The organism is Fulvimonas yonginensis, assembly GCF_037137055.1.
Classification (GTDB): domain Bacteria; phylum Pseudomonadota; class Gammaproteobacteria; order Xanthomonadales; family Rhodanobacteraceae; genus Frateuria_A; species Frateuria_A yonginensis.
Genome location: NZ_JBBBNY010000001.1, coordinates 60813 through 77555, shown reverse-complemented (window position 1 = coordinate 77555; position 16743 = coordinate 60813). Strand labels below are relative to the sequence as shown.

Below are 16743 nucleotides of genomic sequence, written 5' to 3'. Positions count from 1 at the left end.
TGCCGCGCGGAAGGCTCAGGCCTGCACGGCCTCGGCCTCGCGGTGGTAGCGCGTGGCGACCTCCACCTCGGCCTTCGAGCCCAGGAACACCGGCACGCGCTGGTGCAGGCCGGTCGGTCGCAGTTCCAGGATGCGCTCGCGCCCGGTGGTGGCGGCGCCGCCGGCCTGTTCGACGATGAAGGCCATCGGGTTGGCCTCGTACATCAGGCGCAGCTTGCCGCCCTTGGCCTTGATCTTGGCGTCCAGCGGGTAGAAGAACACGCCACCGCGGCTCACGATGCGATGCACGTCGGCCACCATCGAGGCCACCCAGCGCATGTTGTAGTCCTTGCCGCGGGGGCCCTCCTTGCCGGCCAGCAGTTCGCCGATGTAGCGCTGCATCGGTGGTTCCCAGTGCCGCTGGTTCGACATGTTGATGGCGAACTCGGCGGTCTGCTCGGGGATGCGGATGTCGCGTCGGCTCAGTACGAAGCTGCCGACCTCGCGGTCCAGCGTGAACTCGTGCGTGCCGTGGCCGAAGGTGAGCACCAGCAGCGTGGCCGGACCGTACACCACGTAGCCGGCGGCCAGCTGCTGCGTGCCCGGCTGCAGGAAGTGCTCGACCTTCGGCTCGGTGACGCCGTCCGGGCAGCGCAGCACCGAGAAGATGGTGCCGACCGAGATGTTCACGTCGATATTGGAGGAGCCGTCCAGCGGATCGAACAGCAGCAGGTGGTTGCCCTTGGGGTACATGTCGGGGATCGGCTGCGGGTCCTCCATCTCCTCCGAGGCGCAGGCGGCCAGGTGGCCGCCCCAGGCATTGGCTTCCAGCAGGATCTCGTTGGAGATCACGTCCAGCTTCTTCTGCGCCTCGCCCTGCACGTTGTCGCTGCCGGCGTTGCCCAGCACGCCGCCCAGCGCGCCCTTGCTGGTGGCCACCGCGATGCGCTTGCAGGCGCGCGCGACCACCTCGATCAGCAGCGAAAGTTCGGCGTTGATGCGACCGGCGCGGCGCTCCTCGATCAGGAACTGGATCAGCGAGACGGGCTTCATGTCGGGTCCGTGGCAGGAAGGAACGCGCATTCTAGGGCCAGCGCGTGAACGCCGGCCGATACCGGGCCGGCGTGCTGGGCGTGCGCCGCCCGCCGGAGCCGCAAGGCCGATGCGCCTCAACTTCGCCACGCGCGGAAACGGGCTCCGTCTTGCCCGCTGCTGACATCACGCTGGCAGCAGCCCGGCGTCATCCTGTGCACCTGCAAAGGAGGCGACGGCGATGCGCGACACGGTCTATTTCCTGGTGTTCGACGGCTTTGCGGATTGGCAGGCGGCGCTGGCGCTGTGCGAGGTGCGCCGCCCCGGCGACTGGCGGGTGGTCACGGTCGGCTTCACGCGGGCCCCGGTGGTGTCGATGGGCGGCCTGCACGTACGGCCGGAGCTGAGCCTGGCGGAGCTGGAATTCGGCCGCGCGGCGATGGCGATCGTGCCGGGCGGGCACCTGTGGCAGCGCGGCGAAGGCGCCGCCGCCGTGGCCGCGCTGCGTCAGCTGCACGGGGCCGGCGCGGTGATCGCCGGCATCGACAGCGGCGTGCTGGCGCTGGCCCGCGCCGGGCTGCTCGACGGCTGCCGCCACACCGGCAACTGGGCCGGGCACATCGAGAGCCAGGTGCCCGGTTACACCGGCGCTGCGCAATACGACGCCCGCGAACTGGCGGTGAGCGACGGCGGCACGATCACCGCCAGCCACCTGGGCAGCGTGGAGTTCGCGCGCGAGGTGATCCGCACGCTGGACCTGTACGCGCCCGCCGACCGCGAGCACTGGTACCGGCTGTTCAAGCACGCCCAGCTCCCGCCGTGGTGCGTGGGCGAGGCGGTGGCGGCGTGAGGGGGCCGGTCATGCACCCGATCCTGCACCGCCTCGTCGACGCCTACCGCCCGCTGGCCGGGCGCAACCGGCTGGTCGAGGGGCCGCACGTGCTGCCGTCAGGCGCGCGGCCGCGCCGGCGCATGACGCTCGTCGCACTGCTGGCGGCGCTGCTCGGGAGGCGCCCGTGAACGGCCACGGCGTGTACGAGCTGCGTCAGTACACCCTGCGCCCCGGCCAGCGCGAGCGCTTGGTCGAGCTGTTCGAGCGCGAGTTCGTCGAGCCGCAGGAAGCGCTGGGCATGGGCCTGCCCGGCCAGTTCCGCGACCTGGACGACCCGGACCGCTTCGTCTGGCTGCGCAGCTTCGTCGACATGGACACCCGCGCGACCGCGCTGGCCACCTTCTACGACGGCCCGGTGTGGCGCGCGCACCGCGAAGCGGCCAACGCCACCATGCTGGATTCGGATGACGTGCTGCTGCTGCAGCCGATCGAGCGCTTCGCGCTCGACGGGCTGGCCCGCCCCGCACCGGGCGCACGCGCGCCGGCCGGCCTGCTGACCGCCACCGTCTGTCCGGTGCGCGCGGCCGAAGGCCAGGCGATCGCGCGCGACTTCCAGGTGCGCGTGCAACCGCTGCTGGAACGCCACGGGGCCCGCGTGCTGGCCAGCTTCGTCACCGAGCCGGCGCGCAACACCTACCCGCGCCTGCCGGTGCGCGAGGGCGAGTTCGTCTTCGTCTGGTTCGCCGCCTTCGCCGCTGCGTCCGCCCAGGCCGAACACCGGGCCGCCTGCGCGGGCGAGCCGGCGCTGGCGGCGTGGAGCCGGCGGCTGGAAGCCGCGCCCGAAACGCTGCGCCTGGCGCCGACGCCGCGCTCGCTGCTGCGCGGCCTGTCCCATCCCGCGGAGATCGACGCATGACCCGGACCTACCACGGCAGCTGCCACTGCGGCGCGGTACGCTACGAAGCGGATCTCGACGTCGCCGCCGGCACGGGCCGATGCAACTGCTCGATCTGCACCAAGACCCGCCACTGGTCGGCCATCGTCAAGCCGCAGGCGTTCCGCCTGCTGGCCGGCGAGGAGGCGCTGGCCGACTACACCTTCGGGACCGGCAGCGCCCATCACCTGTTCTGCCGCCACTGCGGCGTGCGCCCGTTCGGCCAGGGCTACGTGGACGCGATCGGCGGCGATTACGTGTCGATCAACCTGGCCTGCCTGGACGACGTCACGCCCGAGGAACTGGCGCAGGCCCCGATCCGCTACATGGACGGGCGCCACGACAACTGGATGCACCCGCCCGCCGAGACGGGGCATCTCTGAGGAGCCGGTCGTGATCCTCGATCACCTGGGCCTACCCGTTGCGACCTGGAGCTGGCGCGCCGGTTCCGTGAACAGGCGCTGCGACCGCTCGACATGGTCGTGCAGGCCTTTCCGGATGCGGTTGGCCGCGCCGATCAGGTGCCCACGCCGCTGCACCTCGCTTTCACCGCGGCCGGCCGCGCCCAGGGCGACGCCTTCCACCGCGCCGTGCTGGCGGCCGGCCGGCAGGACAACGGGTGCCGGCCTTCGCCCGCAGTACCACGCGCACCACGACTACGCGGTGTTCGTGACCGGCCCGGACGGGCACAACCGGGAAGCCATCTGCCATCTGCCGGAGGACACGCCATGAATACGGACAAGGTCACCTTCTTCCATGCCCCGCAATCGCGCTCGCGCGGCACGCTCGCCCTGCTCGAGGAGCTGGGCGTGGACTACGACCTGCATCTGCTCGACCTCAAGGCCGGCACGCAGCGGGACCCGGCCTACCTCGCGCTCAATCCGCTGGGCAAGGTGCCGGCGATCCGCCATGCCGGCGCGATGGTCACCGAGCAGCCCGCGGTGATGATGTACCTGGCCGACCTCTACCCCGAGAAGGGCCTGGCCCCGCCCATTGGCGATCCGCTGCGCGGTCCGTATCTGCGCTGGATGGTGTTCTACGGCTCGTGCTTCGAGCCGGCGCTGGTCGACCATTCCATGCAGCGCGAACCGGCGCCGCACATGACCTCGCCCTACGGCACCTGGCAGGAGGTGCTGGACGCGATCGTCGCCCAGCTCACGCCGGGTCCCTGGCTGCTGGGCGAGCGCTTCACCGCCGCCGACGTGCTGTGGGGCACCGCCTTGCACTGGACCACGATGTTCAAGCTGGTACCCGACCTGCCGCCGGTGCGCGGGTACATCGACCGCGTGCGGGCACGGGCGGCGATGCAGCGGGCCGAGGCGAAGGATGACGCGTTTCTCGCCCGCCAGGCTTGACCGCCTCCGCCGTTCCGGCGGTGTAGCCGGCATGCGACGTCCGTGACCCTGCACTTCTCCACTGCGCCGTTGGCACTCGGGGCGGGAGCCGGGAACGCGGCGTACGGTGGGCTTTCGACGCTGCCGCACTGGCCCGCCCGGCGCGCCTCGGCGATCATGCGCGCATGCGCCGCGCCGACCGCCTGTTCCTCATCATCCATGCCCTGCGCGGCCGCCGTACCGCGCTGCAGGCCCGCACGCTGGCGGAGACGCTCGGCGTCTCGCTGCGCACCGTCTACCGCGACGTGGCGGACCTGCAGCTCTCCGGCGTGCCGATCGAGGGCGAGGCGGGCGTGGGCTACGTGCTGCGCAAGGGCGCGGACATCCCGCCGCTGATGTTCACCGCCGAGGAGCTCGAGTCGCTGGTGGTCGGCACGCGCTTCGTGCGCGCCTTCGCCGGTGAGCGCCTGGCCGGCGGCGCCCAGGCCGCGCTGATGAAAATCGAGGCGGTGCTGCCGCCGGAGCTGCGCGAGCGGGCCGCACGCACGCGCATCTACGCGCCGGTGTGGCGTGACGAGGTCAAGCTCGCCTTCGCCGCGCGGATCGACCGCCTGCATGCGGCGATCGAGGCCCAGCAAGTACTGCGCCTGGTCTACCGCGACGAGGGCGGCCAGCTCAGCACGCGCGAGGTCGAGCCCCTGTGCCTGGCGTTCTGGGGCGGCAAGTGGACGCTCGGCACCTGGTGCCGCCTGCGCCAGGCGTTCCGCAACTTCCGTCCGGACCGCATCGACCAGCTGGACGAAACCGGCGAGTGCTTCACCACCGGGCAGGGCCGCGACCTCGACGCCTATCTCGATTCCATGCGTGGCTACTACGCCGGCGTGTAGCAGCACGCCTTCCGCGGGGGCGAGCCTACCGCGGCCCGGCCGTCGCCGCCGCACGCCGACTTTGCGATCATCGGCGTCCCCACCGGCGAGGATGCCTCCGATGAAACACCTGCTGGGCGCACTGCTGGCGGCGGGCCTGACGCTCGCCCCGCCCGCGCACGCCAACGACGCCGACGACCGCTTCCGCGCGATCTACACCCGCGAATGGGCCTGGCGCACCGGGCAGGGCGACATCAGCGCCTCGGGCGAGCCGCAGCCGAACAACGGCCGGCTGGACAACGTGGACGCCGCCAGCCAGCAGCGGCGCCTGGAGCGCTGGCAGCAGGTGCTGGACAAGCTCGATGCCATCGACGTGGCGCAGCTCTCGCCCGCCAACCAGGTGAACTACGCCGTCTACCGCGCGCAGATCGCCACCCTGCTGGCCGACCAGCGCTTCCGCACCTGGCAGATGCCGTTCAACAGCGACTCGGCGTTCTGGAGCGACATCGGCTACGAGCTGGACGGCGACCACCTGCGCAGCGTGGACGACTACCGCCGTTACCTGGACCGCCTGGCCCAGATCCCGGCCTACTTCGACCAGCAGATCGACAACATGCGGCTGGGCCTCGCGCGCGGCTTCAGCGTGCCGCGCGCGGTGCTGGACGGGCGCGACGTGTCGATCGCCGCGGTGGCCGAGCTCAAGGACCCCACCCAGAGCAGCTTCTACGCGCCGTTCAAGCAGCTGCCGGCGTCGATTCCCGACGACCAGGCGCAGGCCTTCCAGGGCGAGGCGCTGCGGCGCATCCGCGACGAGGTGATCCCGGCCTACGCGAAGCTGCTCACCTTCTTCCGCCAGGAATACCTGCCGCAGGCGCGCCGCACGCTCGCCGCGGAGGCCTTGCCCGCCGGCAAGGCGTACTACCGCCAGCAGATCCGCGAGTACACCACGCTGGATCTCGACCCGGACACCATCCACCGCATCGGCCTGGAGCAGGTGGCGAAGATCCACGCGCAGATGCTCGACACGATGCGCGAGACCGGCTTCAAGGGCGACTTTCCGGCGTTCCTGCATTTCCTGCGCAGCGACCCGCGGTTCTACGCCCGGACGCCCGAGGAGCTGCTGATGCGCACGGCCTGGGTGGCCAAGCAGGTGGACGGCCAGATGGGCCGCTTCTTCGGCCACCTGCCGCGCCAGCGCTTCGCGATCGTGCCGGTGCCGGCGGACATCGCGCCGTACTACACCTCCGGCCGCGGCGGCGCGGATGCCTATCTGGTCAATACCTACGACCTGCCCTCGCGGCCGCTGTTCAACATGCCGGCGCTGACCCTGCACGAGTCCTATCCGGGGCACGCGCTGCAGCTGGAGCTGGCCGCCGAACAGCAGGGCCAGCCCGCGTTCCGCCGCCAGGGCTACATCTCCGCCTTCGGCGAGGGCTGGGGCCTGTACTCGGAATACCTGGGCAACGAAATGGGCATCTACACCACGCCCTACCAGCGCTTCGGCTACCTCACCTACCAGATGTGGCGCGCCTGCCGGCTGGTGGTCGACACCGGCATCCACCACCTGGGCTGGAGCCGCCAGCAGGCGATCGACTATCTCACCGAGAACACCGCCCTGTCGGCGCGCGAAATCGCCAACGAAGTGGACCGCTACGTCAGCTGGCCGGGGCAGGCGCTGTCCTACGAGCTGGGTTATCTCAAGATCCGCCAGTTGCGCGAAAAGGCGGAAAAGGCCCTGGGTGCGGCGTTCGACCTGCGCCATTTCCACGACACGGTGCTGCAGCTCGGATCGGTACCGCTGCCGGTGCTGGAGAAGCGGATCGACCGCTTCATCGCCGAAGGCGGCCCGGAACCCGATTACGGCTGCGATGGTCGCCGCGAGCCACGCTAACCGCCCCGGCGCACTGCGGGGCGCTTGTTGTGGTGACTGCACATTTGCAGTAAATTTAACACAAACTCCAAAAGGAGAGTTTCGCATGCTGGCCCATCCGCGACCCGAAACCGCGCCCGCCGGCGAGCTCGGCGGCCCCGCGCTGCGCGCCTTCTTCCGCCTGGCCGAGCACTGGAAACTGCGTGGCGCCGAGCAGCGGCGCCTGCTCGGCGAGCCGGCCGAATCGACGTTCTTCAAGTGGAAGCGCGACCAGGACGGCAACCCCGGCCGCGACGTCGTCGAGCGCATCAGCTACCTGCTCGGCATCTGGAAGGCCCTGCAGATCCTCTTTCCGGATCCGGCGCAGGCCGACGCCTGGCTACGCAAGCCGAACCAGGCGCCGCTGTTCGGCGGGCAATCGGCATTGGAACGCATGCTCTCGGGCAACGTGGCCGACCTCTACGTGGTGCGCCAGTACCTCGACGCGCAGCGCGGCTGGAACTGACCGCCGCGTCGCAGCCGGCGACACGCAGCGGCGCCACAATGGCGCAGCCACCCGCGCGTGAGCCTGGCGGGCGGCCACCGACCATGGAGCGCCGATGCCGCCCGAGCTGCCACCCGTCAAACGCGTCCGCTGGAGCCACGCCTACCGCATCGTGCCCAGCCGTTTTCCGCCGGTGGGCGTATTCGACCGCGTCGCCGATCCGGCCGACCTGGAAGCGGTATTCGCGATCGAGGCGCTGACCAACCCACGCCTGCGCGAGCAGGCCGGCGTGCTGGCACTCGTGCCCCGCGACCGGCGCATCAGCGGCCCGGGCAGCACGCCGGTGATGGCTGCCTTCACCCACCTCAACCCGGAGGGCAGCCGGTTCTCCGACGGCAGCTGGGGCGTGTTCTATGCCGCACACAGCGTCGCCACCGCCGTGGAGGAAACCGTCTACCACCGCGAGCGCTTCCTCGCGGCCACCGCCGAGCCGCCCTGCGAGATCCAGATGCGCTGCTACCGCACGCACCTGCACTGCAAGCTGCACGACCTGCGCGGCGGCTGGCCCGCGGCGCACGACCCGCACAGCTACGCGGGCGGCATCGCGCTGGCGCGCGCCCTGCGCGCGGCCGGCTCCAACGGCATCGTCTACGACAGCGTGCGCCATGCCGGCGGCGAATGCGTGGCCGCGTTCTACCCCGACGTGGTGGCGCCCTGCGTGCAGGCGCAGCACCTGATCTACCGCTGGGACGGCACACGCATCGCGCAGGTGCTGCAGGTGAGCGAACTGCGGCGCCCGTGAGGGCGGCGCCTGGGGGCACGGCGTTCGCGCCGCCGTTCGCGGTGCTAGGGTAGGGCGATGAAGAGGCTCTGGCTGCTGCTCCTGTCCTGGCTCCCCCTGCTGGCGCATGCCTGCGCCGACGACCCCGGGCAATGGCGCCCCGACATCGCTGCCTTCGAGGCGGCCGATCGTGCGCATCCGCCACCGGCCGGTGCCGTGCTGTTCGTCGGCAGCTCGTCGATCCGCATGTGGCACGGCCTGGCCGCGGACTTCCCGGGTCGGCGGGTGATCAACCGCGGCTTCGGCGGCTCGCGCATCGCCGACGCCACCTTCTACGCGGACCGCATCCTTGCGCCCTACCACCCGCGCGCCATCGTGCTCTACGCCGGCGACAACGACCTGGCCGAGGGCTGCACGCCGCAGCAGGTGCGCGACGCCTTCGCCGCCTTCGTCCGCCGCGCGCGGGCGCTCGATCCGGGCGTGCCGGTGGCGTTCGTCGCGATCAAGCCGAGCGTGGCGCGGCAGGCGCTGCTGCCGCGGATCCGCCGCGCCAACGCGCTGGTGCGCGACTATGCCCGCGGCCAGCACGGGGTGGCCTACCTGGACGTCTTCACGCCCATGCTGGGCCGCGACGGCCAGCCGCAATCGAAGTGGTTCGGGCCGGACGGCCTGCACATGAACCGGCAGGGTTATGCGCTGTGGACGGGCATCGTGCAGGGCTGGCTGCACACGCTGGAGCGGCCGCACCGCTGAACCGCGCAGGCAGCCGCTGCCTGGTGCGCACGCCATCGTCCCGCCACGCCGCCTTGATCGCCGGACGCCTAGGGTCGCCGGATCGTTTCTCCCGCGGAGGCGGCATGCTCGAGCGCGACTCATCCCCGTCCGGCGGCGAGGCCGGCGACTTCATCGAATGGCAGAGCGAGGTCGCCGCCTTCGGCGTAATCGACCGGCTGGAACCGCCGCCGCGGGGGGCGGTGCTGTTCGTCGGCAGCTCCTCGATCCGCCTGTGGCACACGCTGGCGGCGGACTTCGCGCAACGGCCCACGCTCAACCGCGGCTTCGGCGGTTCGCAGATCGCCGACAGCATCTACTTCGCCGAGCAACTGGTGGCGCCCTACGACCCGGCCGCGATCGTGCTGTACGCGGGCGGCAACGACCTGGCCGCCGGCAAGCCGCCGGCGCAGGTGCGCGACGATTTCGCCGCCTTCGTGCATTGCGCGCGCCGCTGGGCGCCGCAGGCGCCGCTCGCCTATCTCTCGATCAAGCCCAACCTCGCGCGCCGTGCGCAGCTGCCGCAGATCCGCGAGGCCAACGCGCTGATCCGCGCCTGCGCGGCCGCGCGGCAGGTGGACTTCCTGGACGTGCACACGCCCATGTTGGGCGCCGACGGTGAGCCCGATCCGCGCTGGTTCGACGCCGACGGCCTGCACCTGAACGCGCAGGGCTACGCGCTGTGGACCGGCATCGTGCGCGGATGGCTCGCTGCGAAGGACCTGCTCTGAGGTCGCCGCACACCACGCGGCGGGCCGGGTCTCAGGTATCGGCGTTGGTCGCGAAGCCCTCGCGGCTGCCGCGGTGGTAGACGCGGTCGGTGGCCAGCACGTCGGCGGCGGCATGCGCCGTGCGCTCGCGCAGTCGCGCGTAGATCGGGGTGAAGTCCGGCGTGGTGGCTTCGAACAGCTGCTCGAAGCTCTCGATCACGAAATAGGTCTGCTGGTAGGTGTCGATGCGGTAGCGCGTGTTCATCACGCGCTCCAGGTCGAAGCCGATCCGGTTGGGCGCGTCGGCGTCGAGACTGTAGATCGACTCGCCCTTGGAACTGACGATGCCGGCACCGTAGATGCGCATGCCTTCGCCGGTGGCGATCAGGCCGAACTCCACCGTGTACCAGTACAGGCGGGTGAGGTTCATCAGCGCCTCGGGGCCGATCGCGAACGCCTTCATGCCGCCGCGGCCGTAGGCCTGCATGTAGTCGGCGAAGACCGGGTTCAGCAGCAGCGGCACGTGGCCGAACAGGTCGTGGAAGAGATCCGGTTCGGAGAGGTAGTCCAGCTGCTCGGGCTTGCGGATCCACCAGCTCACCGGGAAGCGACGGTTGGCCAGGTGGTCGAAGAACACCTCGTCCGGCAGCAGGCCTTCGACCGCGACCAGCTCCCAGCCGGTGGTCCGGCCCAGCACCTGGTTGAGATCGGCGAATTTCGGGATGCCGCCGTCGCCGAGACCGAACTTGGCGACCCCATCCAGGAACTCCTGGCAGGCGCGCCCCGGCAGCATTTCGCACTGGCGCTCGAACAGCGTGTCCCACACCGCGTGGTCGGTACGCGTGTAGCTGGCCCAGGGCTGCTCGACCACGCCGGTGGCGTACACCGGCACGTAGCCGCGATCGGTCTGCTGATGCTCGACTTTGCGGGGGACGGCGGTGGTTTCCATGGCGGCTCCAGGCGTGAACGGCTTCTGGCCTGAAGAATACGCCGCCCCACCCGCACGAAAGTTGCTTTTCTTGTGAGATCCCCGTGAGAGTGCGCAGTATCCTTGCGCCACAGCGCCAAATCCGGGAACCTGCCATGCCCAAGCTCGACCGCACCGACCTGCGCCTGCTCGCCGTGCTGCAGGGCGAGGGGCGCATCACCAATGCCGAGCTGGCCGAGCGGGTGAACCTGTCCGCCTCGGCCTGTCTGCGCCGGCTGCAACGGCTCGAGGCCGAGGGCATCGTCACCGGCTACGCTGCCCAGGTCGACCCGCAGGCGGTCGGCCTGGGCCTGCAGGCCTTCGTGCGCGTACAGCTCGCGCGCCACGAGGCCGGCGCGATCGAGCGCTTCGTGGAAAAGGTCAACGGGTGGGAGGAGGTGGTCGCCTGCCACGCGCTGACCGGCGACATGGACTACCTGCTGCACGTCTACGTGGCCGACCTGCCGCACTTCTCACGCTTCCTGCTGGACCGCCTGCTGAACGACGCCGGCGTGGCCGACGCCAACTCCAGTTTCGTGCTGCGCACGGTCAAGCGCTCGCCCTCGCTACCGCTGGGCCAGCTCGAGGCCTGACCGCCTCCCCGCAGGAGCGGGCTTGTTCGCCCTGCCTTGCTCCGGCGGGCACTCCAGGCCCAGCGCATCGCGAGCAGGCTCGCTCCTACCGGGTGGGTGGGTCTCGGCGGTGGCGGCTCGGTGTCGTCGGATTCCGCACACGGCACCGTACCCATGCGTGGGCTCGTGCGAGGCCGCGCCGATCAGGCGCGAGTCAAGCGGCGCTCCTACCGCCGGCAGGCCAACTCGAGGCAGGCGCCCGCGGTCGCGGGGACGAGCTTGCTCGCGCTGCCTTTGCTGCGGCGGGCGCCCAGGCCCAGCGCATCGCGAGCAAGCTCGCTCCTACCTGATGTGGGGGTCTCGGGCGGGTGGCGGCTCGATGCCGGGCAGCGGCATGTCGATCTCGCACACGACGCCGTCGCAGGCGTACTCCAGCCGCACGCGCCCGTCGAGTTCGTGCGCCAGGCCGCGTTCGATCAGGCGCGAACCGAAGCCGCGGCGGGCCGGCGGCCGCACCGCCGGACCGCCCCGCTCCTGCCAATGCAGCTGCAGGCGCCCGCCGCCGACCGCCCAGGCCAGGCGGACCTGGCCGCTGTCGTTGGACAGGGCACCGTACTTGGCCGCGTTGGTCGCCAGCTCGTGGAAGGCCATGCCCAGTGCCAGCGCCTGCTTGGGCGGCAGGCGCACCGGCTCGCCCTCGATCGCGAAGCGCACGGCGCCGTCCCGGCGGAGGAACGGCTCCAGCGCCTGCCGGGCGACGTCGGCGAGCGCCGCGGCCTCCCATCGTTCGCGGGTGAGCAGGTTGTGCGAGCGCGAAAGCGCCATCAGCCGGGTCTCGATCGCCTCGCGCGCGTCCAGGTGCACCGGCGTGCCGTGCAGCACCTGGGTGGCGATCGACTGGACCGTGGCCAGGGTGTTCTTCACGCGGTGGTTGAGCTCGTCCACCATCAGCTTGAGGCGCGCCTCGTTCTGCCGCCGCCAGCGCGCCATGGCCAAGTGGGTGTGCACGCGGGCGAGCAGTTCGCGCGCGCTGAACGGCTTGACCAGATAGTCGTCCGCGCCCGCTTCCAGGCCCTCGACCTGCGCCTCCTCGCCCGCGCGGGCGGACAGGAGCACGACCGGTATGCTGCCCAACGCGGGATCCGCGCGCAGCGCGGCGAGCAGGCCCATGCCGTCGAGCCGCGGCATCATCACGTCGCTCAGCACCAGTTCGGGCGGGCGACGGCGCGCCGCCTCCAGCGCCGCCTGGCCGTCGGCGACCGCCTCCACCTCGTAGCGCGTGGCGAGCAGGCGCTGCACGTACTCGCGCATGTCGGCGTTGTCGTCGGCCAGCAGCAGGCGCGGCCGCGCGCCGTCCACGGGCGCCTGCGGCAAGGACGGTACCGGCGGCGTACCGGCCTCCGGCAGCCAGCGACGCGCCTCCTCCACGTAGGCCTCGACCCGGGTGCCGGTGCCGACCGGCAGGGCCGGGCCCACCTGCTCGGCGGGCAGGTGCCCGCTGCCGAAGGGCAGGCGCACGGTGAACTCGGTGCCCTCGCCCAGGCGGCTGGCCACCTCGACGGTGCCGCCGTGCAGCCGCACCAGCTCCTGCACCAGCGCCAGGCCGATGCCGGTGCCCTCGTGGGTGCGCGCGCGCGCGTCCGCCACGCGGTGGAAGCGCTCGAAGATGCGCGGCAGCTCGGCCTCGCCGATGCCGATGCCGGTATCGCGCACGCGCAGCACGGCGTGTCCGTCCTCGGCGGCCAGGCTCACCGTAATGCCGCCCTCGTGGGTGAACTTGAAGGCGTTGGAGAGCAGGTTGAGCACGATCTTTTCCCACATGTCGCGGTCGACGTGGACCGGCGTGGGCAGCGGCGGACAGGCGATGGCGAGCGTGAGGCCCGCGCGTTCGGTGAGCGAGCGGAAATTGCTGGCCAGGTCGGCGGTGAGCGCGGCCAGATCCACCGGTGCGTAGCGGGCCTGGATCCGGCCGGCCTCGATGCGCGAGAAATCTAGCAGCGAGTTCACCAGCTTGAGCAGGCGCAGGCTGTTGCGGTGGGCCACGTCCAGCGGCTCGCGCTGGGTCGGCGGGAGGGTGCCGTGGACGCCGCCGAGCAATTCCTCCAGCGGACCCAGCATCAGTGTCAGCGGCGTGCGGAATTCGTGGCTCACGTTGGAAAAGAAGGCGGTCTTGGCGCGGTCGATCTCGGCCAGCGCTTCGGCACGGCGCCGCTCGGCCTCGTAGGCGCGCGCGGCGGTGAGTGCGGTGGCGATGTGCCCGGCTGCCAGCTCGAAGAACGAGCGGTAGTCGGCGTCGAGACGGCGGCGCGGGTTGACGCCGGCCACCAGGAAACCGGCCGGCCGCGCCTCCCCGGCGCTGCCGATCGACACGGTCACGACCTCCGCGACCGGCTCGGGCCAGAGCCCGCGCGGCAACGGCAGGTGGGCGGGGGCGGGGATCGCCAGGGCGCAACCCTCCGCCTCGGCGGCGGCCAGCGGCCACGGCGAGGCGCCGTCGAGCGGCAGGATGGCGGGTGCGGCAGGTTCATCCGGGGCGATGCCGGTTGCCGCGACCAGCCGGGCCTGCTCGCCTTCGCGCAGGTAGACCAGCACGAACGGTACGTCCGCGCGGTTCTCCGCCAGCCGTGTGGCCACCCAGCGGCAGGCTTCGTCCACGCTGAGGGAAGCGTCGGCGCGCTCGCCCATCCGGCTCAGCGTGCGCAGGCGACGCTCGGACAGCACACGGTCGGTGGTTTCCACCACCGCGTTGAAGATGCCCTCGATCCGCCCGCCCTCGCCCCGCACCGGGCTGAAGGTGAAGTTGAAATAGCATTCCTCCACGTAGCCGTGCCGGCGCATCGGCAGCAGCTCGTCCTCCTGCCACACGCCCACGCCGGTACGCATCACGCGCTCGTAGAGCGGGCCGATGGTGTCCCAGATTTCCGGCCACACCGCGCGTCCCGGCTGGCCCAGCGCCCACGGATGCTTGCCGCCGGGGATCGGGCTCCAGGCATCGTTGTACAGCAGCGCCAGTTCCTCGCCCCAGTACAGCGCGATCGGGAAGCGCGAGTTGAGCATGATGCTGGTGGCCGAGCGCAGCGCCTCGGACCAGCCTTCGACCGGGCCCAGCGGGGTGGCCGACCAGTCCATCGCGCGCATGCGCGCACCCATGTCGCCGCCGCCGGACAGGAAGGTCGCATCGCTGCGGTGGCGTTCCTCGGCCTCGTTCACGAGCATGCCATCGAGTCCTGCAAGGTCTCAAAGAGGTGGGATGATACATAGCGCCCGCCTGGTCGGCCGACGTGCCGGGGCCGGGGCGACTGACGTTAAACTAGCCGGCTCATGGACACCGTTCCGACCCCCACCCGCGACCCCTGGCGCCCGTTGCGCTACCTGTGGCGCATCCCTCTGCTGCTGCTGCACGTGCTGCTGGGCGTGCTGCTGTGCGCGGGCATCCTCAGCTGGAACAAGCACCGGGTGATGGTCGACGGGCGCGAGCCGTTCGCCCACCGCATGATCCGCTGGTGGTCGACCGTGCTGATGCGCATCTTCGGGCTGCGCTCGGTACGCGTCGGCCAGCCGCTGCCCGATCCGGTGCTGTTCGTCGCCAACCACACCTCGTGGATCGACATCGAGCTGCTGCACAGCCAGCGCGCCGCCTGCTTCGTGGCCAAGGCGGAGATCGCGCGCTGGCCGCTGGTCGGCTGGCTGGCGGCCAGCGGCGGCACCATCTTCCATCGCCGCGGCAGCAACCATTCGCTGGCCTCGGTGATGCAGACCATGGTCGAGCGGCTGCGCGAGGGCCGCTCGGTCGCGGTATTCCCGGAGGGCGGCACCGGCCACAACGGCGTGCTCAAGGTGTTCCATGCCCGCATCTTCCAGGCCGCACTGGATGCCCCGGTGCCGGTGCAGCCGGTGGCGCTGCGCTTCGTACGCAACGGCCGGCGCGAGATCGACGCGGGCTTCCGCGAGCACGAGAGCTTCATGAGCAACCTGCTGCGCATGCTGGGCGAGGCCCCGCTGGACGCGGAGGTGCATTTCCTGGCGCCCGTGCCGTTGATGCCGGACGCGCGCCGACGGATGGCCGAACTGTCGCGCGAACGCATCGCTGCGGCGCTGGACGACGCCCACGCATGAGCGCCCTGCCGCGCGGAAAGGACTTCCGTCCCCCCTGGCCGCTGACCAGCGGCCACCTGCAGACCATGCTGTCCTCCAGCGGCATCCGCCGCTGGCTGCTGCCGCGGAGCGCGCGCGAGGTCGTGGAGGGCGCCGAGCCGGTGATGGTCGACGGTGGCGACGACGTACGCCTCACCGGTGCCTACACCGCGCAGCGGACCGGGCGCGCGTCGCGCGGGCTGGCGGTGCTGTTCCACGGCTGGGAGGGCAGCGTCGACTCCACCTACGTGCTGCAGACCGGCAGCCGGCTGCTGCGCGAGGGCTGGGACGTGTTCCGGCTCAACTTCCGCGACCACGGCGCGAGCCACCACCTCAACGAGGCGCTGTTCCACTCCTGCCGCATCGACGAGGTGGTGCACGCACTGGGTGAGATCGCGCGGCGCTGGCCGCGCCCGGTGACCGCGCTGGCCGGCTTCTCGCTGGGCGGCAACTTCGCGCTGCGGGCCGCGCTGCGGGCGCCGGCGGCCGGCATCCCGCTCGACTACGCACTGGCGGTGTGCCCGATCATCGATCCCAGCGAAGGCCTGTTCTCGCTGGAGGAAAGCGCACCCTGGTTCTACCAGGCGTATTTCATGCGCAAGTGGCGCCATTCGCTCTTGGCCAAGCAGAAGGCGTTCCCGCAACGCCAGTACTTCGAACTGGCCGAGCTCAAGCAGAACCTGCGCGGGCTGACCGAGGCGCTGGTGCTGCGCCATACCGACTTCGGCTCGCTGCAGGCCTACCTGGACGGCTACTCGGTGGCGCGCGACGCGCTGGCCGGCCTGGCCATCCCCGCGACCATCCTCACCGCGCGCGACGACCCGGTGATCCCGGTGGGCGCGTTCGAGCAGCTGCAACTGCCGCCCAACGTCGAGCTGGACATCGCCGACCACGGCGGCCATTGCGGCTTCATCCGCGGGCGCGACATGACCAGCTTCACCGACGACTACATCGCCGCGCGCTTCGAGGCGGTGGCGGACCGCAGGCCGGTCACTTCGCGAATAGCCACGACGGATCGGCGAACGCCTTGAACTCCAGCGCGTTGCCGCACGGATCGAGCAGGAACAGGGTGGCCTGCTCGCCCGGCTGGCCCTCGAAACGGATGTGCGGCTCGATGACGAAGCGCGTGCCTGCCGCACGCAGGCGCTCGGCCAGCGCCTGCCACGCCGGCATCGACAGCACCAGCCCGAAATGCCGTACCGGAACCGCGTCGCCGTCCACCGCGTGCGTGCTCGCCGGCCGGACCTCCTCTGGCGCGAGGTGCGCCACGATCTGGTGGCCGTAGAAGTCGAAGTCGACCCACTGCTCGCTGGAGCGGCCTTCCGGGCAGCCGAGCAGCTCGCCGTAGAAGGCGCGCGCCTTGGCCAGCGAGGTGACCGGGAAGGCGAGGTGGAAGGGCGGCAGGGCGGACATGCGTTCGTCTCGCAGCGGTTCGGCCGTCCAGCATGGTCGGCGCGGCGCGGCCGATCAACGGTCC

Annotated in this window: 18 protein-coding genes; 14 read left to right on the top strand and 4 right to left on the bottom strand. The window is 71.3% G+C overall.

The window, feature by feature from the left end:
- Window positions 1-15 precede the first annotated feature (15 nt).
- Complete coding sequence (locus tag WAT24_RS00370) at window positions 16-1032, bottom strand: class 1 fructose-bisphosphatase (protein WP_336805825.1); 1017 nt, start codon at window positions 1030-1032, stop codon at window positions 16-18.
- A 220-nt stretch (window positions 1033-1252) separates the two neighbouring features.
- Between WAT24_RS00370 and WAT24_RS00365 the strand changes: the two genes are divergently transcribed.
- The 11 genes from WAT24_RS00365 to WAT24_RS00310 all read left to right on the top strand — a co-directional run bounded on the left by WAT24_RS00365 (window position 1253) and on the right by WAT24_RS00310 (window position 9614).
- Window positions 1253-1861, top strand: coding sequence for a DJ-1/PfpI family protein (locus WAT24_RS00365; protein WP_336805824.1), 609 nt, complete (start codon window positions 1253-1255; stop codon window positions 1859-1861).
- Between the two features lie 11 nt (window positions 1862-1872).
- Entirely contained in the window at window positions 1873-2031 is a 159-nt protein-coding gene (locus WAT24_RS00360; protein WP_336805823.1) for a hypothetical protein, read from the top strand.
- Entirely contained in the window at window positions 2028-2759 is a 732-nt protein-coding gene (locus WAT24_RS00355; protein ID WP_336805822.1) for an NIPSNAP family protein, read from the top strand. Before WAT24_RS00360 ends, WAT24_RS00355 begins: the two co-directional genes overlap by 4 nt.
- Complete coding sequence (locus tag WAT24_RS00350) at window positions 2756-3160, top strand: GFA family protein (protein ID WP_336805821.1); 405 nt, start codon at window positions 2756-2758, stop codon at window positions 3158-3160. The genes WAT24_RS00355 and WAT24_RS00350 overlap by 4 nt, the downstream gene beginning before the upstream one ends.
- Before the next feature lie 345 nt (window positions 3161-3505).
- On the top strand, window positions 3506-4132 hold the full coding sequence (locus WAT24_RS00340) for a glutathione S-transferase family protein (protein WP_336805820.1): 627 nt from the start codon (window positions 3506-3508) through the stop codon (window positions 4130-4132).
- Window positions 4133-4296: 164 nt separating this feature from the next.
- On the top strand, window positions 4297-4998 hold the full coding sequence (locus WAT24_RS00335) for a helix-turn-helix transcriptional regulator (protein WP_336805819.1): 702 nt from the start codon (window positions 4297-4299) through the stop codon (window positions 4996-4998).
- A gap of 100 nt (window positions 4999-5098) precedes the next feature.
- Window positions 5099-6868 (top strand): DUF885 domain-containing protein, encoded by a 1770-nt coding sequence (locus WAT24_RS00330; RefSeq protein WP_336805818.1) that lies wholly within the window; start codon window positions 5099-5101, stop codon window positions 6866-6868.
- A gap of 85 nt (window positions 6869-6953) precedes the next feature.
- Entirely contained in the window at window positions 6954-7352 is a 399-nt protein-coding gene (locus tag WAT24_RS00325; protein ID WP_336805817.1) for an MbcA/ParS/Xre antitoxin family protein, read from the top strand.
- 94 nt (window positions 7353-7446) lie between these two features.
- Window positions 7447-8133: an RES family NAD+ phosphorylase gene (locus WAT24_RS00320; RefSeq protein WP_336805816.1), complete on the top strand. Its 687-nt coding sequence runs from the start codon at window positions 7447-7449 to the stop codon at window positions 8131-8133.
- Window positions 8134-8190: 57 nt separating this feature from the next.
- Window positions 8191-8865: an SGNH/GDSL hydrolase family protein gene (locus WAT24_RS00315; protein WP_336805815.1), complete on the top strand. Its 675-nt coding sequence runs from the start codon at window positions 8191-8193 to the stop codon at window positions 8863-8865.
- A 104-nt stretch (window positions 8866-8969) separates the two neighbouring features.
- Window positions 8970-9614, top strand: coding sequence for a GDSL-type esterase/lipase family protein (locus WAT24_RS00310; RefSeq protein ID WP_336805814.1), 645 nt, complete (start codon window positions 8970-8972; stop codon window positions 9612-9614).
- A gap of 31 nt (window positions 9615-9645) precedes the next feature.
- Here WAT24_RS00310 and phhA read toward each other — a convergent pair whose 3' ends face one another.
- Window positions 9646-10542, bottom strand: a complete 897-nt coding sequence (gene phhA, locus WAT24_RS00305; protein ID WP_336805813.1) for a phenylalanine 4-monooxygenase — start codon at window positions 10540-10542, stop codon at window positions 9646-9648.
- Window positions 10543-10676: 134 nt separating this feature from the next.
- Here phhA and WAT24_RS00300 point away from each other — a divergent pair, with 134 nt between their 5' ends.
- Window positions 10677-11153, top strand: coding sequence for an Lrp/AsnC family transcriptional regulator (locus tag WAT24_RS00300; RefSeq protein WP_336805812.1), 477 nt, complete (start codon window positions 10677-10679; stop codon window positions 11151-11153).
- A 321-nt stretch (window positions 11154-11474) separates the two neighbouring features.
- Here the strand turns inward: WAT24_RS00300 and WAT24_RS00295 are convergent, their stop codons facing one another.
- Window positions 11475-14348: an ATP-binding protein gene (locus WAT24_RS00295; protein WP_336805811.1), complete on the bottom strand. Its 2874-nt coding sequence runs from the start codon at window positions 14346-14348 to the stop codon at window positions 11475-11477.
- A 105-nt stretch (window positions 14349-14453) separates the two neighbouring features.
- Here WAT24_RS00295 and WAT24_RS00290 point away from each other — a divergent pair, with 105 nt between their 5' ends.
- Both WAT24_RS00290 and WAT24_RS00285 read left to right on the top strand, forming a co-directional pair.
- Window positions 14454-15248, top strand: a complete 795-nt coding sequence (locus WAT24_RS00290) for a lysophospholipid acyltransferase family protein (RefSeq protein ID WP_336805810.1) — start codon at window positions 14454-14456, stop codon at window positions 15246-15248.
- Entirely contained in the window at window positions 15245-16297 is a 1053-nt protein-coding gene (locus WAT24_RS00285) for a YheT family hydrolase (protein ID WP_336805809.1), read from the top strand. Before WAT24_RS00290 ends, WAT24_RS00285 begins: the two co-directional genes overlap by 4 nt.
- Here WAT24_RS00285 and WAT24_RS00280 read toward each other — a convergent pair.
- Window positions 16257-16679, bottom strand: coding sequence for a VOC family protein (locus WAT24_RS00280; protein WP_336805808.1), 423 nt, complete (start codon window positions 16677-16679; stop codon window positions 16257-16259). The two genes, WAT24_RS00285 and WAT24_RS00280, sit on opposite strands and share 41 nt — an antisense overlap.
- Between the last annotated feature and the right edge of the window lie 64 nt (window positions 16680-16743).